Origin of the sequence: Pseudomonas sp. C5pp (assembly GCF_000814065.1) — a bacterium.
Taxonomy (GTDB): domain Bacteria; phylum Pseudomonadota; class Gammaproteobacteria; order Pseudomonadales; family Pseudomonadaceae; genus Aquipseudomonas; species Aquipseudomonas asiatica.
Map to the genome: position 1 here is coordinate 50,144 of NZ_JWLN01000013.1, position 21,945 is coordinate 72,088.

Below are 21,945 nucleotides of genomic sequence, written 5' to 3' on the forward strand. Positions count from 1 at the left end.
CTCCTCGATCATCGGTTATCCTCAGGCCATCGCCAGCCTCCGGAGCCAACATGACCGCCCCTCGTCTGCTCGTTCCCCTGAGCTTCGCCCTGATTTCCGCCTGCGCTCAACAGCCTACGCAACCCGTCGAACTGGACGCAGAAAGCGAATGTCCGACACGCCTGCAGGTTGGCCAGGTGCTGACACTGACCCTGCCCAGCAACCCATCCACCGGCTATCGCTGGCGCGTCGAAAACCCCGCCGCCAATGTACTGCGCAGCCTTGGCCCGGAGGTGTACAGCGCTCCCGAGGAGGAAGACCTGGTCGGCAATGCCGGTGTCTCCACCTGGCGCTACCAGGCCAGTGGAACCGGCGATGGCCAGTTGGTGCTTGTGTACCAGCAGCCGTGGGCCGCAGATATTGCGCCCGTACAAACCTTCGACTGCAAGATCATCGTCCGCTAAAGGCCGCAGCTCCGTCCCGGGCAACCTGAACGGCCACTTGTTAGGGGCAGAGGCCCCTCGGCGCCCCGCCCCTGAAGCGCTGCCATGGCAAGAATCGCGGCCTTTGGCTAAAATGCGTCTCCGTTTCACCCTGTATCGAGCCCTCCCGTGAGCAAACAACCCGACCGCCTTTTCGCCCAGCCCCTGGAGCAAGTGCCCGACTTCGCCTTCAACGAGGATGTGGTGCGCGTGTTCCCGGACATGATCAAGCGCTCGGTGCCAGGCTACCCGACCATCGTCGAGAACCTCGGCGTGCTGGCCGCGCGCTTCGCCCAGCCGCACACCGCGTTGTACGACCTCGGTGCCTCGTTGGGTGCCGTTACCCAGTCGCTGCGCCGCCATGTGCGCAGTGATGGCTGCCGGGTGATTGCCGTGGACAACTCCGCGGCGATGGTCGAGCGTTGCCGCCAATACCTCACTGCCCAGGACTCGATGTTCCAGGAACTGCTGCCAGTGCAGGTGCTGGAAGCCGACATCCTGGCCCTGCCATTCGAGCCCGCCTCGGTGGTGGCGATGAACTTCACCCTGCAATTCGTCGCCCCCGACCAGCGTCTGGAACTGCTTGGCCGCATCCGCCAGGCGCTTTTGCCCGGTGGTGCGCTGATCCTCTCGGAAAAACTGCGCTTCGCCGATGCGGAACAGCAAGACCTGCTCAATGAACTGCACCTGGACTTCAAACGTGCCAATGGCTACAGCGAACTGGAAATTGCCCAGAAGCGCAGCGCCATCGAGAACGTGATGAAGCCCGACACCCTCGAAGCCCACCAGGCGCGCCTGCGCGCAGCCGGTTTCTCGAAGGTGGTGCCCTGGTTCCAATGCCTTAACTTCGCCTCGTTGATTGCCCTGCCATGATCGATCTGTCCCCCCTCGTCCGCCGCCTGGCGGGCACGCCCCTGGCTTCCTGGTCGCAAGGCCTGCAAGCGCAACTGGAAGCCAAGCTGGAGAAGGGCCACGGTGACCTCGACCGCTGGCGCGGTGCGCTGGAAGCCCTGCCCGCCCTGCAGCCGAGCGAAGTCGACCTGGTCAACGGGCTGCGCCTGGACTGCGATTGCGACGACGCGACCCGCGCGCAGATGCATCAGGCACTGATGGGCCTGTCGCCTTGGCGCAAAGGCCCCTTCGACCTGTTCGGCGTGCATGTGGACACCGAATGGCGTTCGGACTGGAAATGGTCGCGGGTTGGCCCGCACCTGGACCTCAAGGGCAAGCGCGTGCTCGACGTGGGCTGCGGCAACGGCTACTACCAGTGGCGCATGCTCGGTGCCGGTGCCGACATGGTGATTGGCGTCGATCCCAACTGGCTGTTCTTCTGCCAGTTCCAGGCCGTCCAGCAATACCTGCCAGAGCTGCCCGCCTGGCACCTGCCGTTCGCCCTGGAAGACCTGCCGGCCAACCTCGAAGGTTTCGACACGGTGTTTTCCATGGGGGTGTTCTATCACCGCCGCTCGCCCATCGAGCACCTGCTGGCGCTCAAGGACTGCCTGGTAAAAGGCGGGGAACTGGTGCTGGAAACCCTGGTGATCGAGGGTGACGAAAACCAGGTGCTGGTACCTGAGGACCGCTATGCACAGATGCGCAACGTCTGGTACCTGCCGTCGGTACCGGCCTTGGAGCGCTGGTTGCGCCGCGCCGGTTTCAGCGATGTGCGATGCGTCGACGTGAGCGTGACCAGCGTCGAGGAACAGCGCAGCACCGAGTGGATGCGCTACCAGTCGTTGGGCGACTTCCTTGACCCGAACGACCACAGCAAGACCATCGAAGGCCTGCCAGCTCCACGCCGCGCCACCCTGCTGGCACGCAAATGAAAAAGGCGCCCGGTTGGGCGCCTGAATATACCTGCGCCGAGGAGCTGTCGCGGCGCAGGTGGTGCTACCTCAATCCTTGGCCAACTCGCGGGCCTTCTCCTTTGCCTTGCGCTCACGCTCTGCGACGGCCTGTTGCTTGTCGCCGTACAGGCGCTGCTGGTCTTCGCGGAACGCTTGCCAGAATTGTTTCGAACGTTCCGCACCGCCCTCGGCGTAAACACTGGCGCTGCCCAGGGCAAGGGTGGCCAACAGCAGGAATTTGGTCAGGTTCATCGTGGTTGCCTCGTGATAACCAATCAGATGCGGCCATCCTAGCGAGGGCTAGCTAACGGCAAGGTGAGGCGGGGATTACAGTCTTGCAATGTGGCCTTGTTTTGCCGGCGATAGGGCCGAACAGACAGCCAGATAACAGCAGCATTACAAATCCGTTATCTGCGCCGCGCGCCCTTACTCATGCCGTAACATCCAACGCCTTGACCCTGATGCCACTACAGGGTCGAGAATCGCCCCCTTTCATCACACCGAGCCCACCCATGCGTCTACTGATCATCGAGGACGAACTGCGCACCGCCGACTACCTGCAGCAGGGCCTGCGCGAGAACGGCTACGTGGTCGACTGCGCCCACACCGGCACCGATGGCCTGCACCTGGCCCGGCAGCAGCCCTACGACCTGGTCATCCTCGACGTCAACCTGCCCGAGCTCGATGGCTGGACCGTGCTGCAGCGGCTGCGCGCCGAATCGGCCACGCGCATCATGATGCTGACCGCCCATGGCCGCCTGGCCGACCGGGTCAAGGGCCTGGACCTGGGTGCCGACGATTACCTGCTCAAGCCCTTCGAGTTTCCGGAACTGCTCGCCCGTATCCGCAGCCTGCTGCGCCGCAACGACCAGCAACTGCAGCCCAGCACCCTGCGCGTTGCCGATCTGGAGCTGGACCCCGGCCGCCACCGCGCCTACCGCGCCGGGCAGCGTATCGACCTGACCGCCAAGGAATTCGCCCTGCTGCACCTGCTGATGCGTCATACCGGCGAGGTGCTGTCGCGCACCCAGATCATCTCGCTGGTGTGGGACATGAATTTCGACTGCGACACCAATGTGGTCGAGGTTTCGATCCGGCGCCTGCGGGCCAAGATCGACGACCCGTTCGACAACAAGCTGATCCATACCCTGCGTGGCGTCGGCTACGTGCTCGAGGCACGCTTTTGAAAAACGCCAGCCTGTCACTGCGACTGGGCCTGAGCGTGACGCTGATGGGCGCCGCACTGGTACTGCTGCTGGCCTGCCTGGCCGTGTTCGCCCTCGATCACGAACTGGACAGCCGCGCACGCAAGGACCTGGCGCGCAAGATGCTGCAGGTCGAGCACAACCTGCGCGTCGACCTGCGTAGCGAAGACCTGGGCAGCCGCGCCCATCCCTTGCTCGACCTGGTGATGGGGCATGACAACCTCAGCCTCAGCGTGCTGGCCCTCGAAGGCCGCCATCCGCACCTGCTCAGCCTGGGGCCAGCGCTGGAATCACAGGTAGGCGATCTGCGCACCGATGCCCGTCTGGCCTTTCATGCGTGGCGCGACAGCAATGGCAACCAGATACTCACCGTGACCCAGCTGATGCGCCTGCGCGACGACACCCCGGTCAAGGTGATGATGTCGCTCAACCGCGCCGACGACAACGCCCTGCTGCAGGCCTATCTGCACTCCACCTTGCTCGCGCTGCCGTTGCTGCTGTTGCTGATCGGGGCCGGTGCCTGGTGGCTGATGCAGCGCGGCCTGAGGCCACTGCGGCACTTCCGGCGCATCGCCGGGCGGGTGTCGGCCCAGGACCTGCAACATCGCCTTCCCGCTACCGGCCTGCCGCTGGAACTGGCAGAGCTGGCCAGCAGCATCAACGTGATGCTCGACCGCCTCGATCAGGGCGTCAGCCAGCTGTCGCAGTTTTCCGATGATCTGGCCCATGAACTGCGCACACCGTTGAGCAACCTGATGGGCAAGGCGCAAGTGACGCTGGCCCGCGAACGGGACAACGCGAATTACCGCGGAGTGCTGGAAGACAGCATCGAAGAACTGACCCGGCTCAACCGCATCATCAATGACATGCTGTTTCTCGCCCAGGTCAGCCAACCCCAGGCCCAGGTCGCGCTCAAGCCCATGGCATTGGCCGACGAGACGGCGCGGGTTGTCGAGCTGTTTGCCTTCAGTGCCGAGCTGAAAGGGGTTGAGTTGCGTGTGCAAGGCTGGGGGACGGCGCAGGGTGATCGGCTGATGTTTCAGCGGGCACTGTCGAACCTGTTGAGCAATGCCATTCGGCACTGCCCCGATGACAAGCCTGTGGAACTACGTATGGAGCGCGTGGGCAGCGAAGTTCGGCTTTCGGTGGAAAACCAGGGGCCTGGTATTGCTGAAGAACACCAATCGCGCTTGTTCGAGCGATTTTACCGGGTGGGCTCGGGGCGCTCACGGCTGGAGGGAGGGACCGGGTTGGGGCTAGCGATCGTGAAATCGATCATGCAGTTGCATGGCGGGCGGGTCGAGGTCAGCAGCAGCCCCTTGGGGCCTACCCGGTTTACCCTTGTGTTTCCTGCCGAGTAATACATCGCTTGTGCCGGCCTCTTCGCGGGTAAACTTGCTCCCACAGGGATTGCACAAGCTTCGAGGCCTGTGGGGTACCTGTGGGAGCGGGCAAGCCCGCGAAGAGGCCGGTACAGGCGACCAACGATTAGCGCGAAGCCGCCACGATCAGCGCCTTCATCTCGGCCACAGCGGCCTTGAAGCCAACGAACAGCGCATGCGCCACCAGCGCATGACCGATGTTCAGCTCATTGATGCCCTTGATCGCCGCCACCGCCTCCACGTTGTGGTAGTGCAGCCCGTGGCCAGCATTGACGATCAACCCCTGCCCCACGCCAAACGCCACGCCATCGACGATACGCTTGAGCTCCTCGGCCACTTCGGTCGGGGTTTCGGCATCGGCGTAACGCCCGGTGTGCAGTTCGATGGCAGGCGCACCAACGCGACGCGACGCCTCGATCTGCCGCTCGTCGGCATCGATGAACAGCGACACTTCGGCACCGGTACGCGACAGCCGCTCAACCGCAGCCTTGATTCGTGCCTCCTGGCCCGCCACGTCAAGGCCGCCTTCGGTGGTCAGTTCCTGACGGGTTTCGGGTACCAGGCAGATGTGCGCCGGGCGGATCTTCTCGGCAAAGGCCATCATCTCTTCGGTGACGCCCATCTCGAAGTTCATGCGCGTCTGCAGCACGTCCTTCAGCAGCACCACATCTCGCTCCTGGATGTGCCGGCGGTCTTCACGCAGATGCACGGTGATGCCATCGGCGCCCGCTTCCTCGGCATCCAGGGCAGCCTTGACCGGATCGGGGTAACGCGTGCCCCGGGCCTGGCGCAGGGTCGCCACGTGGTCGATGTTTACGCCGAGAAGCATGCGGTTGCTGTGAGTCACGAAAGGCTCTCCTGAAGATTGAGCCCCACAGCATACGTCGTGATCAGCGCTTGCGAAACAGTTCCCGGCTGACCAGTGGTTTTGCCCCCAGGTGAACCGCCAGTGCCTGGCGCATCAGGCGCTTGGCGGCGAGCAAGGCACCTGGGGCGTCCCAGTCGGCTTCAGCCAGGGCCTGTAGTTCGGTGCCGCGGAACAGCCCAGGTTGCACCAGCTCGACCCGCTCCAGGCCGGCATCCACACGCAAGCGGTACAGGCCTTCACCCGCGATCGGCTGGTCATTGACGTCGTGGTGCAACGAAAACGCGTAACCGAGCTCGTCCAGCAGCCGCCATTCGAAGGAGCGCAGCAGCGGCTCCAGCGGGCGACCGGCGGCCAAAGCCTGCAAGGTCAGCGTGTAGTGCTCGAACAGCGCCGGGAAAGGCGCTTCGGCGGGCAGCAGGCGCATGAGCAGTTCGTTGAGGTACAACCCGCTGAACAGGGCATCGCCATGCAGCCAGGCGGCGATGCCGGCACTGTCCATGCGCCCGACATTCTTCAGCTCGCCACGCCCGCGCAGCTCCAGTTCCAACGGCACGAACGGCCGCACCAGGCTGCCACCCTTGCCACGCGCACGGCGCAGCACGGCACGCATGCGGCCCTGCGGGGTGAAGAAGTCCACCAGCGCGCTGGTTTCCTTGTAGGCGCGGCTGTGCAGCACGTAGGCTGGCTGGCCGACAGGTTGTTCCATAAACGTTCTCTAAATGCCCCAGACAACTGTGGGAGCGGGTTTACCCGCGAATGCGATGGTGAACCCACTGACGCATTCGCGGGTAAACCCGCTCCCACAGAGTAACCTGAGCCGTCAGGCGAATTTACAGGTCGCCGTAGCCCAGCGAACGCAGGGCGCGCTCGTCATCGGACCAGCCGCCTTTCACCTTGACCCACAGGTTGAGCATGACCTTGGAGTCGAACAGCACCTCCATGTCCTTGCGCGCCTCGGAGCCGATGCGCTTGATGCGCTCGCCCTTGTCGCCAATGATGATCTTCTTCTGGCCATCGCGCTCGACCAGGATCAGCGCGTGGATGTGCAGCACGTGGCCCTGCTGCTTGAATTCTTCAATTTCCACGGTGATCTGGTACGGCAATTCCGCACCCAGCTGGCGCATGATCTTTTCGCGCACCAGTTCGGCGGCCAGGAAGCGGCTGCTGCGGTCGGTGATCTGATCTTCGGGGAAGAAGTGCTCGTTCTCGGGCAGGTGCTTGGCGATCTGTGCTTCCAGCGCCTGCAGGTTGTGCCCCTGCTGCGCGGAGATAGGCATCACTTCGGCGTTCGGCAACTGCTCCTGGAGCCATTGCAGGTGCGGGATCAGTTCGGCCTTCTCTTCCATGCGGTCGGTCTTGTTGACCGCGATGATCAGTGGGCCCGTCACGTACTGCACGCGCTCCAGCACCAGTTGGTCCTCGTCGGTCCATTTGGTGCGGTCGACCACGAAGATCACCACGTCGACGTCCTTCAGGGCCGCCGAGGCATTGCGGTTCATGTAGCGGTTCAAGGCCTTGTCATTGGCCTTGTGCATACCGGGGGTATCGACGTAGATCGCCTGCACGTCACCCTCGGTCTTGATGCCGAGCATGTTGTGACGGGTGGTCTGCGGCTTGCGCGAGGTGATCGCCAGCTTCTGGCCGAGGATGTGGTTGAGCAGGGTCGACTTGCCCACGTTCGGGCGGCCGACAATGGCCACATAGCCGCAGCGGGTCGGGTTGCTATCAGTCATTGCCATTCTCCACGCCCAGGGCGATCAGTGCAGACGCGGCGGCGACTTGCTCGGCGATACGCCGGCTAACGCCCTGGCCACGGCTCTTGTTGTTCAGCAGCACCACTTCGCATTCGACGAAGAAGGTCCGGCAGTGCGGTTCGCCCTGGATATCCACCACTTCGTAACGCGGCAGTTCACAGCTGCGCGACTGCAGGAACTCCTGCAGGCGGGTTTTCGGGTCCTTGTTGGTATCGACCAGGGTCAGGCCTTCGAATTCATCGGCCAGCCAGGCCAGCACGCGCTCCCGGGCCGTTTCCATGTCGGCGTCCAGGTAGATGGCGCCAATCAGCGCCTCCAAGGCGTCGGCCAGGATCGACTCGCGGCGGAAGCCACCGCTCTTGAGCTCACCCGAGCCCAGGCGCAGGTGATCGCCCAGGTCGAAACCACGGGCCAGGCGGGCCAGGGTCTCACCCTTGACCAGGCGCGCGCGCAGGCGCGACAGCTGGCCTTCGCGGGCCTGCGGGAAGCGCTCGAACAGCGCTTCGCCGGCGACGAAGTTGAGAATGGCGTCACCGAGAAACTCCAGGCGCTCATTGTTGCGCCCGGCGTAGCTGCGATGGGTCAGTGCCAGGAGCATCTGGTCCTGGTTCTTGAAGGTATAACCGAGCTTTCGCTCCAGACGGGCAAGGGGAGCACTCATGCAGCCACCCGTTCGTTGTTCAACGCGTTGTTCAAATCAACATCCTGAAAGACTGTTTGGCTGTGGCCCGCCGCGATGTGCGACGAATCTCCCGATCCCTGAGAACACAGCCTATGTCAGAAATGCATTCGGCGCTGCCTGCAGGCCAGCGCCGATGGGTATCAATGGATCAGACCGACCCGCGACAGGTTGGGCAGGTGGCTGAGCTTGGGCTCTGGCCAGCTCATCCACACCGCGAAGGCCTTGCCGACGATGTTCCGGTCGGGAACCATGCCGTGCAGTTCCTTCGGGATGTTCGGGTCATCCCAGTAACGGCTGTCGTTGGAGTTGTCGCGGTTGTCGCCCATCATGAAGTAATGGCCTGCCGGCACGGTCCATTGCTGGTCCGGCGGCATGCGATAACGGCTCATTTCCTTGCGAATCAGGTGTTCGGCCTCGCCGAGCTTTTCCTTGTACAGCTCGGCGCTGCCCAAAGTGCCCGGCTCGGTGCCCACCAGTTGTTCGGCAATCGGCTGGCCGTTGACGAACAACCGCTTGTCGCTGGTGTAGCGCACCTGGTCGCCCGGCAGGCCGACCACACGCTTGATGTAGTTGACGTTCGGGTCGCTCGGGTAGCGGAACACCATCACATCACCGCGTTGCGGGTCACCCACCTCGATGACCTTCTTGTCGATCACCGGCAAGCGAATGCCGTACGAGAACTTGTTCACCAGGATGAAGTCGCCCACTTCCAGGGTCGGTTTCATCGACCCCGAAGGGATCTGGAACGGCTCGACCAGGAACGAACGCAGCACCAGCACGATGAACAGCACCGGGAAGAACGACTTGCCGTACTCGACCAGCAACGGCTCCTTGCCCAGGCGTTCGACCACCGCCATCTCGGGCTGGCTGACGCTGCCCTGGTAGTTGGCGATTGCCGCGCGCCGGCGCGGGGCCAGGAACAGCAGGTCGATCAAGCCCAGCAGGCCGCAGACGAAGACGGCGATGACTAGCAACAGCGGGAAATTTAGCGACATAGGACCTAGCTATCCAACCTGAGCACGGCGAGGAAGGCTTCCTGTGGAATTTCCACGTTACCCACCTGTTTCATGCGTTTCTTACCGGCCTTCTGCTTCTCCAGCAGCTTCTTCTTACGGCTGACGTCGCCACCGTAGCACTTGGCCAGTACGTTCTTTCTGAGCGCCTTGACGGTTGTCCGCGCAATGATCTGGCCGCCGATAGCTGCCTGGATCGCCACGTCGAACATCTGCCGAGGGATCAGTTCCTTCATCTTTTCGGTCAACGCACGGCCCTTGTAGGCCGCGTTGTCGCGGTGCACGATCAATGCCAGGGCATCGACCTTGTCGCCGTTGATCAGTACATCCAGCTTGACCAGGTTGGCCGACTGGTAGCGATCGAAATGATAGTCCAGCGAAGCATAGCCGCGGCTGGTGGACTTGAGGCGGTCGAAGAAGTCCAGCACCACTTCGTTCATCGGCAGGTCGTAGCGCACCTGCACCTGGCTGCCGAGGAACTGCATGTCGCGCTGCACGCCACGCTTCTCGATGCACAGGGTGATGACGTTGCCCAGGTGCTCCTGCGGCACCAGGATGGTGGCGGTGACGATCGGCTCGCGGAAATCGGCGACCGCCGAGACGTCCGGCAGCTTCGACGGGTTGTCGACGGTGATGGTCTCGCCGGTTTTCAATTCCAGCTCATAGATCACGCTTGGCGCGGTGGTGATCAGGTCCAGGTCGTATTCGCGCTCCAGGCGCTCCTGGATGATCTCCATGTGCAGCATGCCGAGGAAGCCGCAACGGAAGCCGAAGCCCAGGGCGTCGGAGCTTTCAGGCATGTATTGCAGCGACGAGTCGTTCAGGGTCAGCTTCTGCAGCGCATCGCGGAAGTCCTCGAAGTCGTCGGAGCTGACCGGGAACAGGCCGGCGTAGACCTGCGGCTGAATTTTCTTGAAGCCTGGCAGCACTTCGACCTCAGGGGTCGCGGACAGAGTCAGGGTGTCACCGACCGGGGCACCGTGAATGTCCTTGATGCTGGCGATGATGAAGCCCACTTCGCCGGCCTTCAGGTCGGCGGTCTGGGTGTGCTTCGGGGTAAACACGCCCACGCTGTCGACCAGGTGCACCTTGCCGGTGGACTTGACCAGGATCTTGTCGCCTTTCTTGACGCGACCGTGTCGCACGCGCACCAGCGAGACCACGCCCAGGTAGTTGTCGAACCAGGAGTCGATGATCAGCGCCTGCAGCGGCGCCTCGATATCGCCTTCCGGCGCGGGAATGGTCTGCACCAGGCGCTCGAGCACCTCGTCCACGCCCATGCCGCTCTTGGCACTGCAGGCCACGGCGTCGGTGGCGTCGATGCCGATGATTTTCTCGATCTCGTCCTTGACGCGATCCGGATCGGCCTGGGGCAGGTCCATCTTGTTCAGTACCGGCATGACCTCAAGGCCCTGCTCGATGGCGGTATAGCAGTTGGCCACGGACTGGGCCTCGACGCCCTGGCCGGCATCCACCACCAGCAGCGCGCCCTCACAGGCCGCCAGCGAACGCGAGACTTCGTAGGTGAAGTCGACGTGGCCAGGAGTATCGATGAAGTTCAGCTGGTAGACCTTGCCGTCCTGCGCCTTGTAGTTGAGCGTGACGCTGTGGGCCTTGATGGTGATACCGCGCTCACGCTCCAGGTCCATGGAATCGAGCACCTGGGCTTCCATCTCGCGTGCCGACAGGCCACCGCACATCTGGATGAAACGGTCGGCCAGCGTCGACTTGCCATGGTCGATGTGGGCGATGATGGAGAAATTGCGGATATGACTCAAATCACTCACGGGTCAACACTCGAAAAGGCTGCGAGCCGGACGCCCGCCGAAAAATAGCCGGGAATTGTACCTTAAGCCGCCGGGATATGGGAGATTCCTCTATCGGGCTGTACACAGCATTCGCCCCTGCAATTGTGAATTTTCATGAAAAAGGGCAGCCGAAGCTGCCCTTTTCTCCTTGCCAAGCCGCTTATTCAGCCAGCTTGAAGGTAATGAAGCTGGCACGGCCCTGACGCAGCACACGCATCGACACCGAACGGTTCTTCGGCAATTCCTTGGCGATTTCGGTGAATTCCTTGGCCGAACCGATGGCCTGGTTGTTCAGGTGGCTGATCACGTCACCCGGACGCAGGCCGATCATCGCGGCCGGGCCATCCTGAACTTCCTTGATGACCACACCACCCTTGAGTTCGAGGGCTTTCTTCTGTTCGGCGGTCAGGTCGGCAACCGACACGCCCAGGCGGTTGCTGCTACGCTCGGCGCTGCCTTCGGCGCCGGTACCGATGTCAGCATCTTCGTCGGGCAGTGCGCCAACGCTGATGTCGAGGTTCTGGCGCTTGCCGTTGCGGATGATCTCCAGCTTGGCCTTTTCGCCATCCTTGAGGCTGCCAACCAGATGCGGCAGGTCGGCCGACATGATGATTGGCTGGCCGTTCATGCTCAGGATCACGTCACCCACCTGCAGGCCGCCCTTGGCTGCTGGGCCGTTTTCCAGCACCTGTGCCACCAGGGCACCGGCCGGCTTGTCCAGGCCGAACGATTCAGCCAGGTCCTTGTTGACCTCCTGGATCACCACGCCCAGCCAGCCGCGGCTGACCTTGCCGTCTTTCTTCAGCTGATTGGAGACATCGATCGCCACATCGATCGGGATGGCGAACGACAGGCCCATGAAACCGCCGGAACGGGTGAAGATCTGCGAGTTGATACCCACCACTTCGCCGTTCATGTTGAACAGCGGGCCGCCGGAGTTGCCGGGGTTGATGGCCACGTCCGTCTGGATGAACGGTACGTAGGTGTCATTGGGCAGGGTACGGCCCTTGGCACTGACGATACCTTTGGTCACCGAATGGTCGAAGCCGAACGGCGAACCGATGGCCAGCACCCACTCGCCCACCTTGAGCTTCTCGGAATCACCCAGCTTGACGGTCGGCAGGTTCTTGCCCTCGACCTTGAGCAGGGCCACGTCGGTGCGCGGGTCGGTGCCGACCAGTTTGGCCTGCAGCTCGCTGCGGTCCGACAAGCGGACGATGATCTCGTCGGCATCGGCTACCACGTGGTTGTTGGTCAGTACGTAGCCATCACTGGAAATGATGAAGCCCGAACCCAGCGACTGAGCCTCGCGCTGGCGGTCGCCACGCGGTGAGCGCGGTTGCTGCGGCATGTTGCGCTCGAAGAACTCGCGGAACATCGGCGGCAGGCCTTCCAGGTCGGGCATCTGCCCGGCGGCCATGCGGCGGTCCGGCAGTTTCTGCTTGGTACTGATGTTGACCACGGCTGGCGAGGCCTGCTCGACCAGGGTAGTGAAGTCCGGCAGGGCTTCCTCGGCCTGGGCGCTGAGCACCTGGCCGAGCATCAGCACGGCGGCGAACATCGATAGGTAGGATTTCAAGCGTGGTATTGACATACGGCTCCCGTCACAACGAGCGGTAGTTTAGAAAGGCCCCTGCACAAAACAGGAAAGGCCAGGCTCCTAGAAGCCTGACCTATAGAAAATTTGCCGATGGATTGCAAATGACAATGCTTTAATTTCATTTCAGCGGCATGTCCGCACGCCTTGGCATGGCCTGCACGCCATGCCCGCAAATGCACGCCATCACTGGCGCGCCTGGCCATCCTGGGGGCGCATCGACAGCGCCACACGCTCTGCGGTACCCAGCGGAATCTCGCCGACCACAGTGACCATCACCTTGCCTTTGGGCGTGTTCAGCCGACGCGAGACCGCCGAGGTCGGGCCAAGCTGGGTGCGCATGTCGGTCCCGCCCTCATCCTTTACCGGCTCGAGGAACACCGAGAAGCGCGCCAGGCCATCGTCATACATCAGGCTGCTGACCGTGCTGTCATTCTTGGGGTCGCGGCGTACCGAGCTGTTGACCAGCTCGAAGCCGGGCGGCAGCCAGTCCGAACGCCAGCCGGCGACCGTGTCATTGGCGGCAGCAGCCACATGCTGCACCGGCTTGCATGCAGCACTGGCGCGCAGGTCATCATCGCTGGGTGCGTCAGTATCGAGACGGGTCATCTGGAAGCGCTCCAGCAACTGCCCCTTGTCGTTGATCATCAACGAGCGCAGCGGCAGGCCAGTAGTGCGGTCCAGGTGCAATTCGAAGGCATAGCGGTGCTGGTCGCGCGGGGTGAGCGTCACAATCACGGCATCGCGCCCGGCGACCCGTGACTTGCCCGCCACGCCCAAGTCATACCAGCCCATCAGTTTCAGCGGATCAAGTACACGCTGCGTAGTGTTCGGGGGCGTCGTCACTCCACTGACCAAGGCCCCGCTGACGCACTCCACCTTGCCATCCACGCGCACGATCTCCTGAGCGGCACCATCGAGCTGCAACAGCCGCTCGCTGACCTTGCCGTCGTCGACCCTGTGCCAGATCTCGTGGGAAGAGAAACTGCCGTTCCGTTCGTAGACAAAAGAGCCTTGGTAGCTCTGCTTTTGCTCGGCCTGTGCCAGCTTGCTCAGCCACTCGCTCGCCTCGGGCGAAGAATTGGCCGCCAATGCTGGCACCGTCACGCAGCTGCCAATCAGCAGCGACAGGAGAGGTAGCGCGCGCATGATCCTCCTTACTTAACGGTTTTCCAGGCTGGCGGCGCGGGCATACGGCAATGCGGTTTCAGTGCCCTTGAGCGCAGATTCCTGGGCATGCTGGCGCAGGTAGCCTGGCAGACGCTGGTCCCAGCCGGCCTGGTTCTGCAGCACGCCGTTGGCCATCGGCCCGGTCGGTTGCTCACTGCTCTCACTATAGCCTGCCAAAACGGCAGGGCCTTGTGCTTGTGGCACACTCAGGCCTTGCTGGGCAGGTTGCTGGGCAGCAAGCTCGGCGCCAGTGATCTCGTCCTGGTTGTACATGCGCACACCGGCCAGCACGGCTACGGTGACCGAGGCAGCTACCGCAAGGCGGCCAATGCTGCGCCATGGCCCTTTCTTGACCTTGGCCGGCACGGCTTCGTCAGCCAGCGCTGCAGACACCGCCGAGGCGATATCCAGGTTAGGCAGCAGCTCCTTGTGCATGGCTGCGCGGGCTACCTGGTAACGCGACCAGGTGGCACGGGTTTCAGCATCGTCTACGGCGTTCAACACACGACGCAGTTCAAGCTCGTCCGCTTCGTTATCCATCACCGCGGACAGCGATTCCTGCAAAGCTTCACGACTCATGGCGGTTCCTCTCTTGGCTGTCGCCGCTGTCTCAGGTTTCCTGCAGCAAAGGTTGCAGGGCTTTGTCTATTGCCTCCCGAGCGCGGAAGATTCGAGAGCGCACGGTACCCACCGGACATTGCATGACACTGGCAATGTCTTCGTAACTCAGCCCGTCGAACTCGCGCAGGGTCAGCGCCGTGCGCAGGTCTTCAGGCAGTTGCTGGATGGTGCGATGGACAGTGCCTTCGATTTCATCCCGCAACAACGAGCGCTCTGGGGACTCGAGATCCTTGAGACCATGATCGCCGTCGTAAAACTCCGCATCCTCGGAGCTCACATCACTGTCTGGCGGCCGTCTTCCACGGGACACCAGGTAGTTCTTCGCCGTGTTGATGGCGATGCGGTACAGCCACGTATAGAACGCACTGTCTCCGCGGAAGTTGCCAAGCGCACGGTAGGCCTTGATGAAGGCTTCCTGTGCTACATCCTGGGCCTCGTGGGTGTCGTGAACGAACCGCACGATCAACCCGAGAATCTTGTGCTGATACTTCAGCACCAACAGATCGAACGCTCGCCTGTCACCACGCTGAACGCGCTCGACAAGCTGCTGATCCTCTTCCTGGGTTAGCATGAACACTCCTCAGTGAACTCAAAGGAGCGTTGCATCAGCCATCGTTCAGGCTTGCAACCATAGACTCGGGCTTTGCGCAAAAGTTCTCCCCTCCAAGCAAGTTTCCTGCAGCCCTTGGTCGGCTTGCACGAAAGACGCGGCACGGTCACGGCCGGCTACGTCGATAATCAGGTTTCGAGTACGCAGGGACAGCCCGGACAGGCCTGCCGCCCTGCGTCGCCGCGGCAAGTTGTGGCGCGTGGGCAGCCTTCATAGGATTTCCGGCCATGTCGGAAAGTTCCCACAAAGGTTGTCGCGACCAGGCAAGTGGCATGGAAATTGGCCACCCGGGGCTGCTATAAAGGCAACCCGGCCAGCTTTTACGATAGTTTCACAATGCCATCGGCGCGTGACTATTGTGCCGCGCCCCTTCCAAAGAATACTAGTGTCCCGACATGAGCCAACAATTCCAACATGATGTCCTGGTGATCGGCAGCGGTGCCGCCGGTCTCAGCCTGGCACTGAACCTCCCCAGCCACCTTCGAGTCGCCGTACTCAGCAAGGGCGACCTGGCCAACGGCTCGACCTTCTGGGCCCAGGGCGGTGTCGCGGCGGTGCTGGACAATACGGATACCGTGCAGTCGCATGTCGAGGACACCCTCAATGCCGGCGGCGGCCTTTGCCATGAAGACGCCGTGCGCTTTACCGTCGAGCATAGCCGCGAGGCCATCGAGTGGCTGATCGAGCAAGGCGTGCCCTTTACCCGCGACGAGCACTACAGCGTCGACGACGGCGGCTTCGAGTTCCACCTGACCCGCGAAGGCGGCCATAGCCACCGGCGCATCATCCACGCCGCCGACGCCACCGGCGCAGCCATCTTCACCACGCTGCTGGAGCAGGCCCGCAAACGCCCGAATATCCAGTTGCTGGAGCAGCGCGTGGCGGTCGACCTGATCACCGAACGCCGCCTCGGCCTGCCCGGCGAGCGCTGCCTGGGTGCCTACGTGCTCGACCGCAACACCGGCGAGGTGGACACCTTCGGTGCGCGCTTCACCGTGCTGGCCACTGGCGGTGCGGCCAAGGTGTACCTGTATACCAGCAATCCCGACGGTGCCTGCGGCGACGGCATCGCCATGGCTTGGCGGGCTGGCTGCCGGGTGGCGAACCTGGAGTTCAACCAGTTTCACCCGACTTGCCTGTACCACCCACAGGCCAAGAGCTTCCTGATCACCGAAGCCCTGCGTGGCGAAGGTGCCCTGCTGCGCCTGCCCAATGGCGAACGCTTCATGCCACGCTTCGACCCGCGCGAAGAACTGGCGCCGCGCGACATCGTGGCCCGCGCCATCGACCACGAGATGAAGCGCCTGGGCGTGGACTGCGTATACCTGGATATCACCCACAAGCCGGTCGACTTCATCAAGAGCCACTTCCCCACCGTGTACGAGCGCTGCCTGGCCTTCGGCATCGACATCACCCGTCAGCCGATCCCGGTGGTGCCAGCGGCGCACTACACCTGCGGAGGGGTGATGGTCGACGACCGCGGCCACACCGACGTGCCGGGCCTGTATGCCATTGGCGAAACCAGCTTCACCGGCCTGCACGGCGCCAACCGCATGGCCAGCAACTCGCTGCTGGAATGCTTCGTCTATGGCCGTGCCGCCGCCGCCGACATCCAGGCGCACCTGGATGAGGTGACCATGCCCAAGGCCTTGCCCGGCTGGGACGCCAGCCAGGTAACCGATTCGGACGAGGACGTGATCATTGCGCACAACTGGGACGAACTGCGGCGTTTCATGTGGGACTACGTCGGCATCGTGCGCACCAGCAAGCGCCTGCAGCGAGCGCAGCACCGCATTCGCCTGCTGTTGGACGAAATCGACGAGTTCTACAGCAACTACAAGGTCAGCCGCGACCTGATCGAATTGCGCAACCTGGCGCAGGTGGCCGAGTTGATGATCCTGTCGGCCATGCAGCGCAAGGAAAGCCGAGGACTGCATTACACACTGGATTACCCGGGGATGCTGGACGAGGCCAAGGACACCATCCTTAGTCCGATCTAAGTCCGACCCCTGGCGCGGCAATTTCAGCGCCTGCGAGATCGAGCGCCGCCCGCGCGGCGCTCGATCTCGCAGGCGCTGAAGCTGCCACGACGAACACCTGTCAGCCCTGACTCGCCCCCACCCCTGCCCACCTGCGCCGGCTGAATTTCAACCGCACCCGCAAGCGCCTGTGCTCATCAGCCCCCAGCGCATCACGCGGCACACATTGGCTCTCCCCCAACCAGCACCCCGCCCGCACAAAGCGCAACACCACCACCCCCGGCAACGCCACGCTGTCCCGGCACAAGCGCACCGGCTGCCAGCCACGGGCACGCCTGAACACCTGCCAGCCGCGCACATCACGGCGCAGGCCGACAACGGCATGCTCATGCGTCAGCAGAATACGTCGGGGAATGGCCCAGCCAGCGTGGGCAATACAGGCGGCGACAACTGCAAGGGCCGACCACCCGGGCAGCGGGCTCGCCCATACGGCGAACCACGCCAGTACCTGGCAACCCAGGTAGGCCGCCAGCAGCAGGCGCGAGCCTTGCCAGCGGCACTCGAAGCACTCACTTGGGCTGGACACGGTCCAGGATGATGCGGACCATGCGCTGCAGCTCCGGGTCTTCGGACTCGGTGCGCTCCATGAACCAGCCGAACATGTCCTGATCCTCGCAGCTCAACAGACGCACGTAGAGTTCGCGGTCGGTTTCGTTGAGCGTGGGGTAGACTTCCTGGGTGAAAGGCACCAGCAGTACGTCCAGTTCCAGCATGCCGCGGCGGCTGTGCCAGAAAAGCCGGTTGAGTTCAGTTTGTTCGACCATGGGGCCCTCCTCGAATGGCCCGCCAGTATACAGCCAGGCGAGCGAAGCGACACCGGGCGTTGGTCTAGTCAACTACCTATTTTGTTACCGGCGTTCTATGATGGCCGCCAGTCTTTAGCCACCGCGATGACCCATGGCCGATTCCGCTTTCTTCTGCCCCCTGTCCCACGAGGGCATCCTCGCCGTCCGCGGCTCCGATGCAGGCAAGTTCCTGCAAGGCCAGCTGACCTGCAACATCAACTACCTCAGCCCGGAACACGCCAGCCTCGGCGCCCGCTGCATGGTCAAGGGGCGCATGCAGTCAAGTTTCCGCATCCTGCCCGAAGGCAACGGCTACCTGCTGGCCATGGCCAGCGAGCTGCTCGACGCCCAGCTGGCCGACCTCAAGAAGTACGCCGTGTTCTCCAAGGCCACGCTGACCGATGAAAGCGCTGCCTGGGCACGCTTCGGCCTGCAAGGCGGCGATGCGGCGCTGCAGGCCCTGGGGCTCGATGTGCCTGCGGCAGCCGGTAGCACCGTGCGCCACGACGGGTTGATCGCCATCGCCGTGTCCGCCGACCGCGTGGAACTGTGGGTACCGGCAGACAACGCCGACCGCGTTCGCCAGGCGCTGGCCACCGCGCTGCCCGAAGGCAGCCTGGACGACTGGCTGCTGGGGCAGATTCGCGCCGGTATAGGCCAGGTCATGGGGCCGACCCGCGAGCTGTTCATCCCGCAGATGATCAACCTGCAGGCCGTCGACGGCGTCAGCTTCAAGAAAGGCTGCTACACCGGTCAGGAAATCGTTGCCCGCATGCAGTACCTGGGCAAGCTCAAGCGCCGCCAGTACCGCCTGGCACTGGACCAGCAGGCCATTCCGGCCCCGGGCGTCGAGATCTTCTCGCCTACCCATGGTTCGTCGGTCGGTGAAGTGGTCATTGCTGCCAGCAACGGCACAGGCTGCGAACTGCTCGCGGTGCTCAGCGCCGAAGCGGTGGAAGACGACAACCTGCACCTGGGCAGCCTCGAAGGCCCGCGCCTGCAGGTGTTGACCCTGCCCTACGAACTGGACCGCGACCGGGAAATCCAGCGCTGACCAGCCTGCCCCGCCTACATGGCGGGGCCGCACCACCACTGCGGTAGACACGCCCATGAACAAGCTGGCCGAGATGGTTCAAGCACAGTTGCTCGATGCCATCGAAAAGGATGACCTGGTCCTGCCGACCCTGCCCGAGGTTGCCTTGAGCATCCGCGAGGCGGCGGAAGACAGCGAGATCAGCGTAGCGGCCCTGAGCAAGGTGATCGGTCGCGATGCGGCCCTTTCAGCGCGCCTGATCAAAGTCGTCAACAGCCCACTGCTGCGCGCGGCGGTCGAGGTCACCGACCTGCACACTGCCATCACGCGGCTGGGCATCAACTACAGCTGCAACCTGGCCATTGGCCTGGTGATCGAGCAGATTTTCCATGCACGGGCGCCGGCTGTGGAGCAGAAGTTACGCGATATCTGGGCCAACAGCCTGGATGTGGCGGGCATCAGCTACGAAATCTGCCGGCGCTTTACACAACTCAAACCCGACCAGGCCACCCTTGGCGGGCTGGTCAACCAGATTGGCGCGCTGCCGGTACTGATCTACGCCGAAGAGCACAACGAACTGCTGTCCGACCCGGTGTGCCTACACTACGTGATCGAACAGATCCAGCCAGTGCTCGGCGACAAGATCCTCAAGGCCTGGGAGTTTCCGGAGCAACTGGTCAACCTGCCGAGCCAGGTGCAGGATCTGGACCGGCAGACTGACAAGATCGACTACATCGACATCGTGCAGATCGCCCGCTGCATCAGCCAGCGAGGCCGTCACCGACCGCTGGCGGCACTGCCGGCATACCGCCACCTGGGCCTTCCGTACGGCACCGAGCTTGAAGTGGGTGAACTGATCGAGGCGCGGAGCATGTTGCGCTGACCGGTGTCAGCCTGTTCGGCCCTCTTCGCGGGTAAACCCGCTCCTACAGGGACCGCGCCGCTGCTGAAGGCTGCGCTGTACCTGTGGGAGCGGGTTCACCCGCGAAAGGGCCGGTACAGGCAACACATCAATCCGCGATAAAACTCACCCGCACCCGCAACCCGCCCTTCGCACCGTCATGCAGGCTCACCTGTGCCAGGTGCGCCCGGCAGATCTCGCCGACAATCGCCAAGCCAAGCCCACTGCCCTGCGCACTGCGCCGGTAGAAGCGCTCGAACACCCGCTCACGCTCGGCCTCGGGTATCCCCGGCCCGTCGTCTTCCACCTCAAGCACCGCCGGCGCCAGCACTCGCAAGATCACGTTGCCGCCAGCCGGCGTATGCGCCAAGGCATTGTCCACCAGGTTGCTCAACAGTTCGTTGAGCAGCGTCGGCTCCCCCTTCAGCCACACCGGCGCCTCGGCCTCCAGGGCCAGCGCCACCCCGCGCTTGTGCGCCAGCGGTGCCATGGCCATGCCCAGCTCACGAGCCAACTGGCTCAGGTCCAGGCGCTGCGCGCCACCTTCTGCAATCGCGCGCGCACCGTTCTCGACCCGCGCCAGCGACAGCAGCTGGTTGGCCAGATGGGTCAGGCGGTCAGTGCCCTGGGCCGCGGACTCCAGTGTCTGCCGCCACTCCTGCGGCTCGGCCGAACGCAGACCCAGTTCGACACGTGCCTTCAGCGCGGCCAGTGGCGTGCGCAACTCGTGGGCAGCGTCCGCGATGAACTGCGCCTGGCGCTCGAACTGGCCGCGCAAACGCTCGGTGAAATGGTTCAAAGCCCGCACCAGTGGGCCCAGCTCACGCTGCACCTGCACCACCGGCAAGGCCCTCAGGTCGTCCGGCTGGCGCTCTTCCACCGCCGTGCGCAGGCGCTCCAGCGGCCGCAACGCGGCACTCACGGCAAACCACACCATCACCAGCGCGCCCAGCGCCAGCATCCCCAGGCGCAGCAGGGTATCGGCCATCAGGCCACGGGCCATGCGCACCCGCGCTTCCTCGGTCTCGGCCACACGGATTTCCGCCATGCCGTTCATGTTCGGCTCGCTCACCGGCTTCAGCAGGCTGACCACGCGCACGTCCTGGCCCAGGTAGGTGGCGTTGTAGAACCGCGCCAGCGCCGGGTAGTCGTCGGTACGCGGCGTGCCCGGCGGTGGCGCTGGCAGGTTCTCGTAGCCGGAAATCAGCCGCTGCTGGATGTCCAGCACCTGATAGTAGATGCGCCCGGCACTGTCGTAGGCGAAGGTGTCCAGGGCCACGTAGGGCACATCCGCGCTCAGCGAACCGTCACGCTGGGACAGGCCCGCGGCAATGGTCCTTGCCGAGGCCAGCAGGGTCCGGTCGTAGGCAGTATCGGCGGCCTCGCGGCCGTTCCAGTAGGCGCTCAGGCCGCTGGCCAGCATCAGCACCACCAGCAGCAAGGCCAGGTTGCCGAGCAAGCGCCCACGCAGGCTGCCGTTATCACGCATCGCGGTGCTCGAGCAGGTAGCCCAGGCCACGGAAGGTGACGATGGCCACCGGGTGGCCGTCGAGCTTCTTGCGCAGGCGGTGGATGTAGATTTCGATGGCGTCAGGGCTGGCTTCTTCGTCCAGGCCGAACACCTGGGCGGCCAGTTGCTCCTTGCTCATCACCCGGCCCGGTCGGGCGATCAGCGCTTCCAGTACGCTCTGTTCGCGCGAGGTCAGGGTCAGGTTTTCGCCACCCAGGGCGAAGCGCCGGGTGTCCAGGTCGTACACCAGCGGCCCGCAGCGTTGCTGGCGCTCGCCACCGAGCACGCTGCGCCGCAGCAGGGCCTTGACCCGCGCTTCCAGCTCGGTCAGCTCGAACGGCTTGGCCAGGTAGTCGTCGGCGCCCAGGTTCAGGCCGTGGACCCGGTCCTTGACGTCGCTACGCGCGGTCAGCATCAGCACCGGCAGGGTCTTGCCACGGCCGCGCAGGCGCGCCAGCACCTCGAAGCCGTCCATGCGCGGCAAGCCGACATCCAGCACGGCCACGGCGTACTCCTCGCTGGCCAGGGCCAGGTCGGCGGCCACGCCGTCATGCAGCACATCCACGGTCAGGCCATGGCTTTTCAAGGCCTGGGCCACGCTTTCAGCCAGTTGCAGGTGGTCTTCGACCAGCAGCACACGCATCGGATTCTCCCTGCTC

General features: G+C 63.6%; 23 protein-coding genes. 8 read left to right on the forward strand and 15 right to left on the reverse strand.

The genetic code is table 11. The annotated features are described in order from the left end of the window. Window positions 1–50 precede the first annotated feature (50 nt). The 3 genes from RR51_RS12785 to cmoB all read left to right on the forward strand — a co-directional run bounded on the left by RR51_RS12785 (window position 51) and on the right by cmoB (window position 2,287). Window positions 51–443, forward strand: a complete 393-nt coding sequence (locus tag RR51_RS12785) for a protease inhibitor I42 family protein (RefSeq protein WP_013973987.1) — start codon at window positions 51–53, stop codon at window positions 441–443. Between the two features lie 147 nt (window positions 444–590). Continuing rightward, entirely contained in the window at window positions 591–1,334 is a 744-nt protein-coding gene (gene cmoA, locus RR51_RS12790; RefSeq protein WP_015271589.1) for a carboxy-S-adenosyl-L-methionine synthase CmoA, read from the forward strand. Next, window positions 1,331–2,287 (forward strand): tRNA 5-methoxyuridine(34)/uridine 5-oxyacetic acid(34) synthase CmoB, encoded by a 957-nt coding sequence (gene cmoB / locus RR51_RS12795; protein WP_013973989.1) that lies wholly within the window; start codon window positions 1,331–1,333, stop codon window positions 2,285–2,287. Before cmoA ends, cmoB begins: the two co-directional genes overlap by 4 nt. Before the next feature lie 69 nt (window positions 2,288–2,356). Here the strand turns inward: cmoB and RR51_RS12800 are convergent, their stop codons facing one another. Continuing rightward, window positions 2,357–2,560, reverse strand: coding sequence for a hypothetical protein (locus tag RR51_RS12800; RefSeq protein WP_039613729.1), 204 nt, complete (start codon window positions 2,558–2,560; stop codon window positions 2,357–2,359). A gap of 260 nt (window positions 2,561–2,820) precedes the next feature. On the opposite strand from RR51_RS12800, the gene RR51_RS12805 reads away from it, so the two are divergent. Together RR51_RS12805 and RR51_RS12810 are read left to right on the forward strand one after the other, a co-directional pair. After that, window positions 2,821–3,495 carry a heavy metal response regulator transcription factor gene (locus tag RR51_RS12805; protein WP_039613730.1) on the forward strand — a complete coding sequence of 225 codons (675 nt, stop codon included), beginning with the start codon at window positions 2,821–2,823 and terminating at the stop codon, window positions 3,493–3,495. Then, window positions 3,492–4,874, forward strand: coding sequence for a heavy metal sensor histidine kinase (locus RR51_RS12810; protein ID WP_039613731.1), 1,383 nt, complete (start codon window positions 3,492–3,494; stop codon window positions 4,872–4,874). Before RR51_RS12805 ends, RR51_RS12810 begins: the two co-directional genes overlap by 4 nt. Window positions 4,875–5,001: 127 nt before the next feature. Here the strand turns inward: RR51_RS12810 and pdxJ are convergent, their stop codons facing one another. The 10 genes from pdxJ to rpoE all read right to left on the reverse strand — a co-directional run bounded on the left by pdxJ (window position 5,002) and on the right by rpoE (window position 14,979). Next, window positions 5,002–5,724, reverse strand: coding sequence for a pyridoxine 5'-phosphate synthase (gene pdxJ / locus RR51_RS12815; protein WP_153670549.1), 723 nt, complete (start codon window positions 5,722–5,724; stop codon window positions 5,002–5,004). A 61-nt stretch (window positions 5,725–5,785) separates the two neighbouring features. Next, the gene (gene recO, locus RR51_RS12820; RefSeq protein WP_039613732.1) at window positions 5,786–6,469 is read right to left on the reverse strand and encodes a DNA repair protein RecO; all 684 of its coding nucleotides are present in this window, start codon (window positions 6,467–6,469) and stop codon (window positions 5,786–5,788) included. A gap of 124 nt (window positions 6,470–6,593) precedes the next feature. Then, a complete protein-coding gene (era, locus tag RR51_RS12825; RefSeq protein WP_015271595.1) occupies window positions 6,594–7,496 on the reverse strand; it encodes a GTPase Era in 903 nt (300 codons plus the stop codon). Beyond that, on the reverse strand, window positions 7,489–8,178 hold the full coding sequence (rnc, locus tag RR51_RS12830) for a ribonuclease III (protein ID WP_003258487.1): 690 nt from the start codon (window positions 8,176–8,178) through the stop codon (window positions 7,489–7,491). The genes era and rnc overlap by 8 nt, the downstream gene beginning before the upstream one ends. A gap of 161 nt (window positions 8,179–8,339) precedes the next feature. Beyond that, complete coding sequence (lepB, locus tag RR51_RS12835; RefSeq protein ID WP_003258486.1) at window positions 8,340–9,194, reverse strand: signal peptidase I; 855 nt, start codon at window positions 9,192–9,194, stop codon at window positions 8,340–8,342. 5 nt (window positions 9,195–9,199) lie between these two features. Further along, a complete protein-coding gene (lepA, locus tag RR51_RS12840) occupies window positions 9,200–10,999 on the reverse strand; it encodes a translation elongation factor 4 (RefSeq protein WP_013973995.1) in 1,800 nt (599 codons plus the stop codon). 181 nt (window positions 11,000–11,180) lie between these two features. Beyond that, window positions 11,181–12,581 carry a DegQ family serine endoprotease gene (locus tag RR51_RS12845; RefSeq protein WP_370290353.1) on the reverse strand — a complete coding sequence of 467 codons (1,401 nt, stop codon included), beginning with the start codon at window positions 12,579–12,581 and terminating at the stop codon, window positions 11,181–11,183. Window positions 12,582–12,803: 222 nt separating this feature from the next. Continuing rightward, window positions 12,804–13,766, reverse strand: coding sequence for a MucB/RseB C-terminal domain-containing protein (locus RR51_RS12850; RefSeq protein ID WP_039613733.1), 963 nt, complete (start codon window positions 13,764–13,766; stop codon window positions 12,804–12,806). A 12-nt stretch (window positions 13,767–13,778) separates the two neighbouring features. Then, window positions 13,779–14,366: a sigma-E factor negative regulatory protein gene (locus RR51_RS12855; protein WP_039613734.1), complete on the reverse strand. Its 588-nt coding sequence runs from the start codon at window positions 14,364–14,366 to the stop codon at window positions 13,779–13,781. A gap of 31 nt (window positions 14,367–14,397) precedes the next feature. Continuing rightward, on the reverse strand, window positions 14,398–14,979 hold the full coding sequence (gene rpoE, locus RR51_RS12860) for an RNA polymerase sigma factor RpoE (RefSeq protein ID WP_003252049.1): 582 nt from the start codon (window positions 14,977–14,979) through the stop codon (window positions 14,398–14,400). A gap of 434 nt (window positions 14,980–15,413) precedes the next feature. On the opposite strand from rpoE, the gene nadB reads away from it, so the two are divergent. Then, window positions 15,414–17,018, forward strand: a complete 1,605-nt coding sequence (nadB, locus tag RR51_RS12865) for an L-aspartate oxidase (RefSeq protein WP_013974000.1) — start codon at window positions 15,414–15,416, stop codon at window positions 17,016–17,018. A 100-nt stretch (window positions 17,019–17,118) separates the two neighbouring features. Here nadB and RR51_RS12870 read toward each other — a convergent pair whose 3' ends face one another. Both RR51_RS12870 and RR51_RS12875 read right to left on the reverse strand, forming a co-directional pair. After that, window positions 17,119–17,583 carry a protein YgfX gene (locus tag RR51_RS12870; RefSeq protein WP_039613735.1) on the reverse strand — a complete coding sequence of 155 codons (465 nt, stop codon included), beginning with the start codon at window positions 17,581–17,583 and terminating at the stop codon, window positions 17,119–17,121. Further along, window positions 17,567–17,821, reverse strand: a complete 255-nt coding sequence (locus tag RR51_RS12875) for an FAD assembly factor SdhE (RefSeq protein ID WP_003252043.1) — start codon at window positions 17,819–17,821, stop codon at window positions 17,567–17,569. Before RR51_RS12875 ends, RR51_RS12870 begins: the two co-directional genes overlap by 17 nt. A gap of 133 nt (window positions 17,822–17,954) precedes the next feature. Here RR51_RS12875 and ygfZ point away from each other — a divergent pair, with 133 nt between their 5' ends. Both ygfZ and RR51_RS12885 read left to right on the forward strand, forming a co-directional pair. Then, on the forward strand, window positions 17,955–18,896 hold the full coding sequence (gene ygfZ, locus RR51_RS12880; RefSeq protein WP_039613736.1) for a CAF17-like 4Fe-4S cluster assembly/insertion protein YgfZ: 942 nt from the start codon (window positions 17,955–17,957) through the stop codon (window positions 18,894–18,896). Window positions 18,897–18,951: 55 nt separating this feature from the next. Then, a complete protein-coding gene (locus tag RR51_RS12885; protein WP_015271603.1) occupies window positions 18,952–19,758 on the forward strand; it encodes an HDOD domain-containing protein in 807 nt (268 codons plus the stop codon). A gap of 127 nt (window positions 19,759–19,885) precedes the next feature. On the opposite strand, the gene RR51_RS12890 is transcribed toward RR51_RS12885, so the two are convergent. After that, on the reverse strand, window positions 19,886–21,265 hold the full coding sequence (locus tag RR51_RS12890; protein WP_025340432.1) for a sensor histidine kinase: 1,380 nt from the start codon (window positions 21,263–21,265) through the stop codon (window positions 19,886–19,888). Beyond that, a complete protein-coding gene (locus RR51_RS12895; protein WP_025340433.1) occupies window positions 21,258–21,929 on the reverse strand; it encodes a response regulator in 672 nt (223 codons plus the stop codon). The genes RR51_RS12890 and RR51_RS12895 overlap by 8 nt, the downstream gene beginning before the upstream one ends. Window positions 21,930–21,945 lie beyond the last annotated feature (16 nt).

What these genes read in the sequence shown, in the direction of transcription:
- RR51_RS12785 (WP_013973987.1), top strand. Translation starts at nt 51, where the DNA reads ATGACCGCCCCTCGTCTGCTCGTTCCCCTGAGCTTCGCCCTGATTTCC.
- cmoB (WP_013973989.1), top strand. Translation starts at nt 1,331, where the DNA reads ATGATCGATCTGTCCCCCCTCGTCCGCCGCCTGGCGGGCACGCCCCTG.
- RR51_RS12800 (WP_039613729.1), bottom strand. Translation starts at nt 2,560, where the DNA reads ATGAACCTGACCAAATTCCTGCTGTTGGCCACCCTTGCCCTGGGCAGC.
- RR51_RS12805 (WP_039613730.1), top strand. Translation starts at nt 2,821, where the DNA reads ATGCGTCTACTGATCATCGAGGACGAACTGCGCACCGCCGACTACCTG.
- pdxJ (WP_153670549.1), bottom strand. Translation starts at nt 5,724, where the DNA reads ATGCTTCTCGGCGTAAACATCGACCACGTGGCGACCCTGCGCCAGGCC.
- recO (WP_039613732.1), bottom strand. Translation starts at nt 6,469, where the DNA reads ATGGAACAACCTGTCGGCCAGCCAGCCTACGTGCTGCACAGCCGCGCC.
- era (WP_015271595.1), bottom strand. Translation starts at nt 7,496, where the DNA reads ATGACTGATAGCAACCCGACCCGCTGCGGCTATGTGGCCATTGTCGGC.
- rnc (WP_003258487.1), bottom strand. Translation starts at nt 8,178, where the DNA reads ATGAGTGCTCCCCTTGCCCGTCTGGAGCGAAAGCTCGGTTATACCTTC.
- lepB (WP_003258486.1), bottom strand. Translation starts at nt 9,194, where the DNA reads ATGTCGCTAAATTTCCCGCTGTTGCTAGTCATCGCCGTCTTCGTCTGC.
- RR51_RS12845 (WP_370290353.1), bottom strand. Translation starts at nt 12,581, where the DNA reads ATGTTCGCCGCCGTGCTGATGCTCGGCCAGGTGCTCAGCGCCCAGGCC.
- RR51_RS12850 (WP_039613733.1), bottom strand. Translation starts at nt 13,766, where the DNA reads ATGCGCGCGCTACCTCTCCTGTCGCTGCTGATTGGCAGCTGCGTGACG.
- RR51_RS12855 (WP_039613734.1), bottom strand. Translation starts at nt 14,366, where the DNA reads ATGAGTCGTGAAGCTTTGCAGGAATCGCTGTCCGCGGTGATGGATAAC.
- rpoE (WP_003252049.1), bottom strand. Translation starts at nt 14,979, where the DNA reads ATGCTAACCCAGGAAGAGGATCAGCAGCTTGTCGAGCGCGTTCAGCGT.
- nadB (WP_013974000.1), top strand. Translation starts at nt 15,414, where the DNA reads ATGAGCCAACAATTCCAACATGATGTCCTGGTGATCGGCAGCGGTGCC.
- RR51_RS12875 (WP_003252043.1), bottom strand. Translation starts at nt 17,821, where the DNA reads ATGGTCGAACAAACTGAACTCAACCGGCTTTTCTGGCACAGCCGCCGC.
- ygfZ (WP_039613736.1), top strand. Translation starts at nt 17,955, where the DNA reads ATGGCCGATTCCGCTTTCTTCTGCCCCCTGTCCCACGAGGGCATCCTC.
- RR51_RS12885 (WP_015271603.1), top strand. Translation starts at nt 18,952, where the DNA reads ATGAACAAGCTGGCCGAGATGGTTCAAGCACAGTTGCTCGATGCCATC.
- RR51_RS12890 (WP_025340432.1), bottom strand. Translation starts at nt 21,265, where the DNA reads ATGCGTGATAACGGCAGCCTGCGTGGGCGCTTGCTCGGCAACCTGGCC.
- RR51_RS12895 (WP_025340433.1), bottom strand. Translation starts at nt 21,929, where the DNA reads ATGCGTGTGCTGCTGGTCGAAGACCACCTGCAACTGGCTGAAAGCGTG.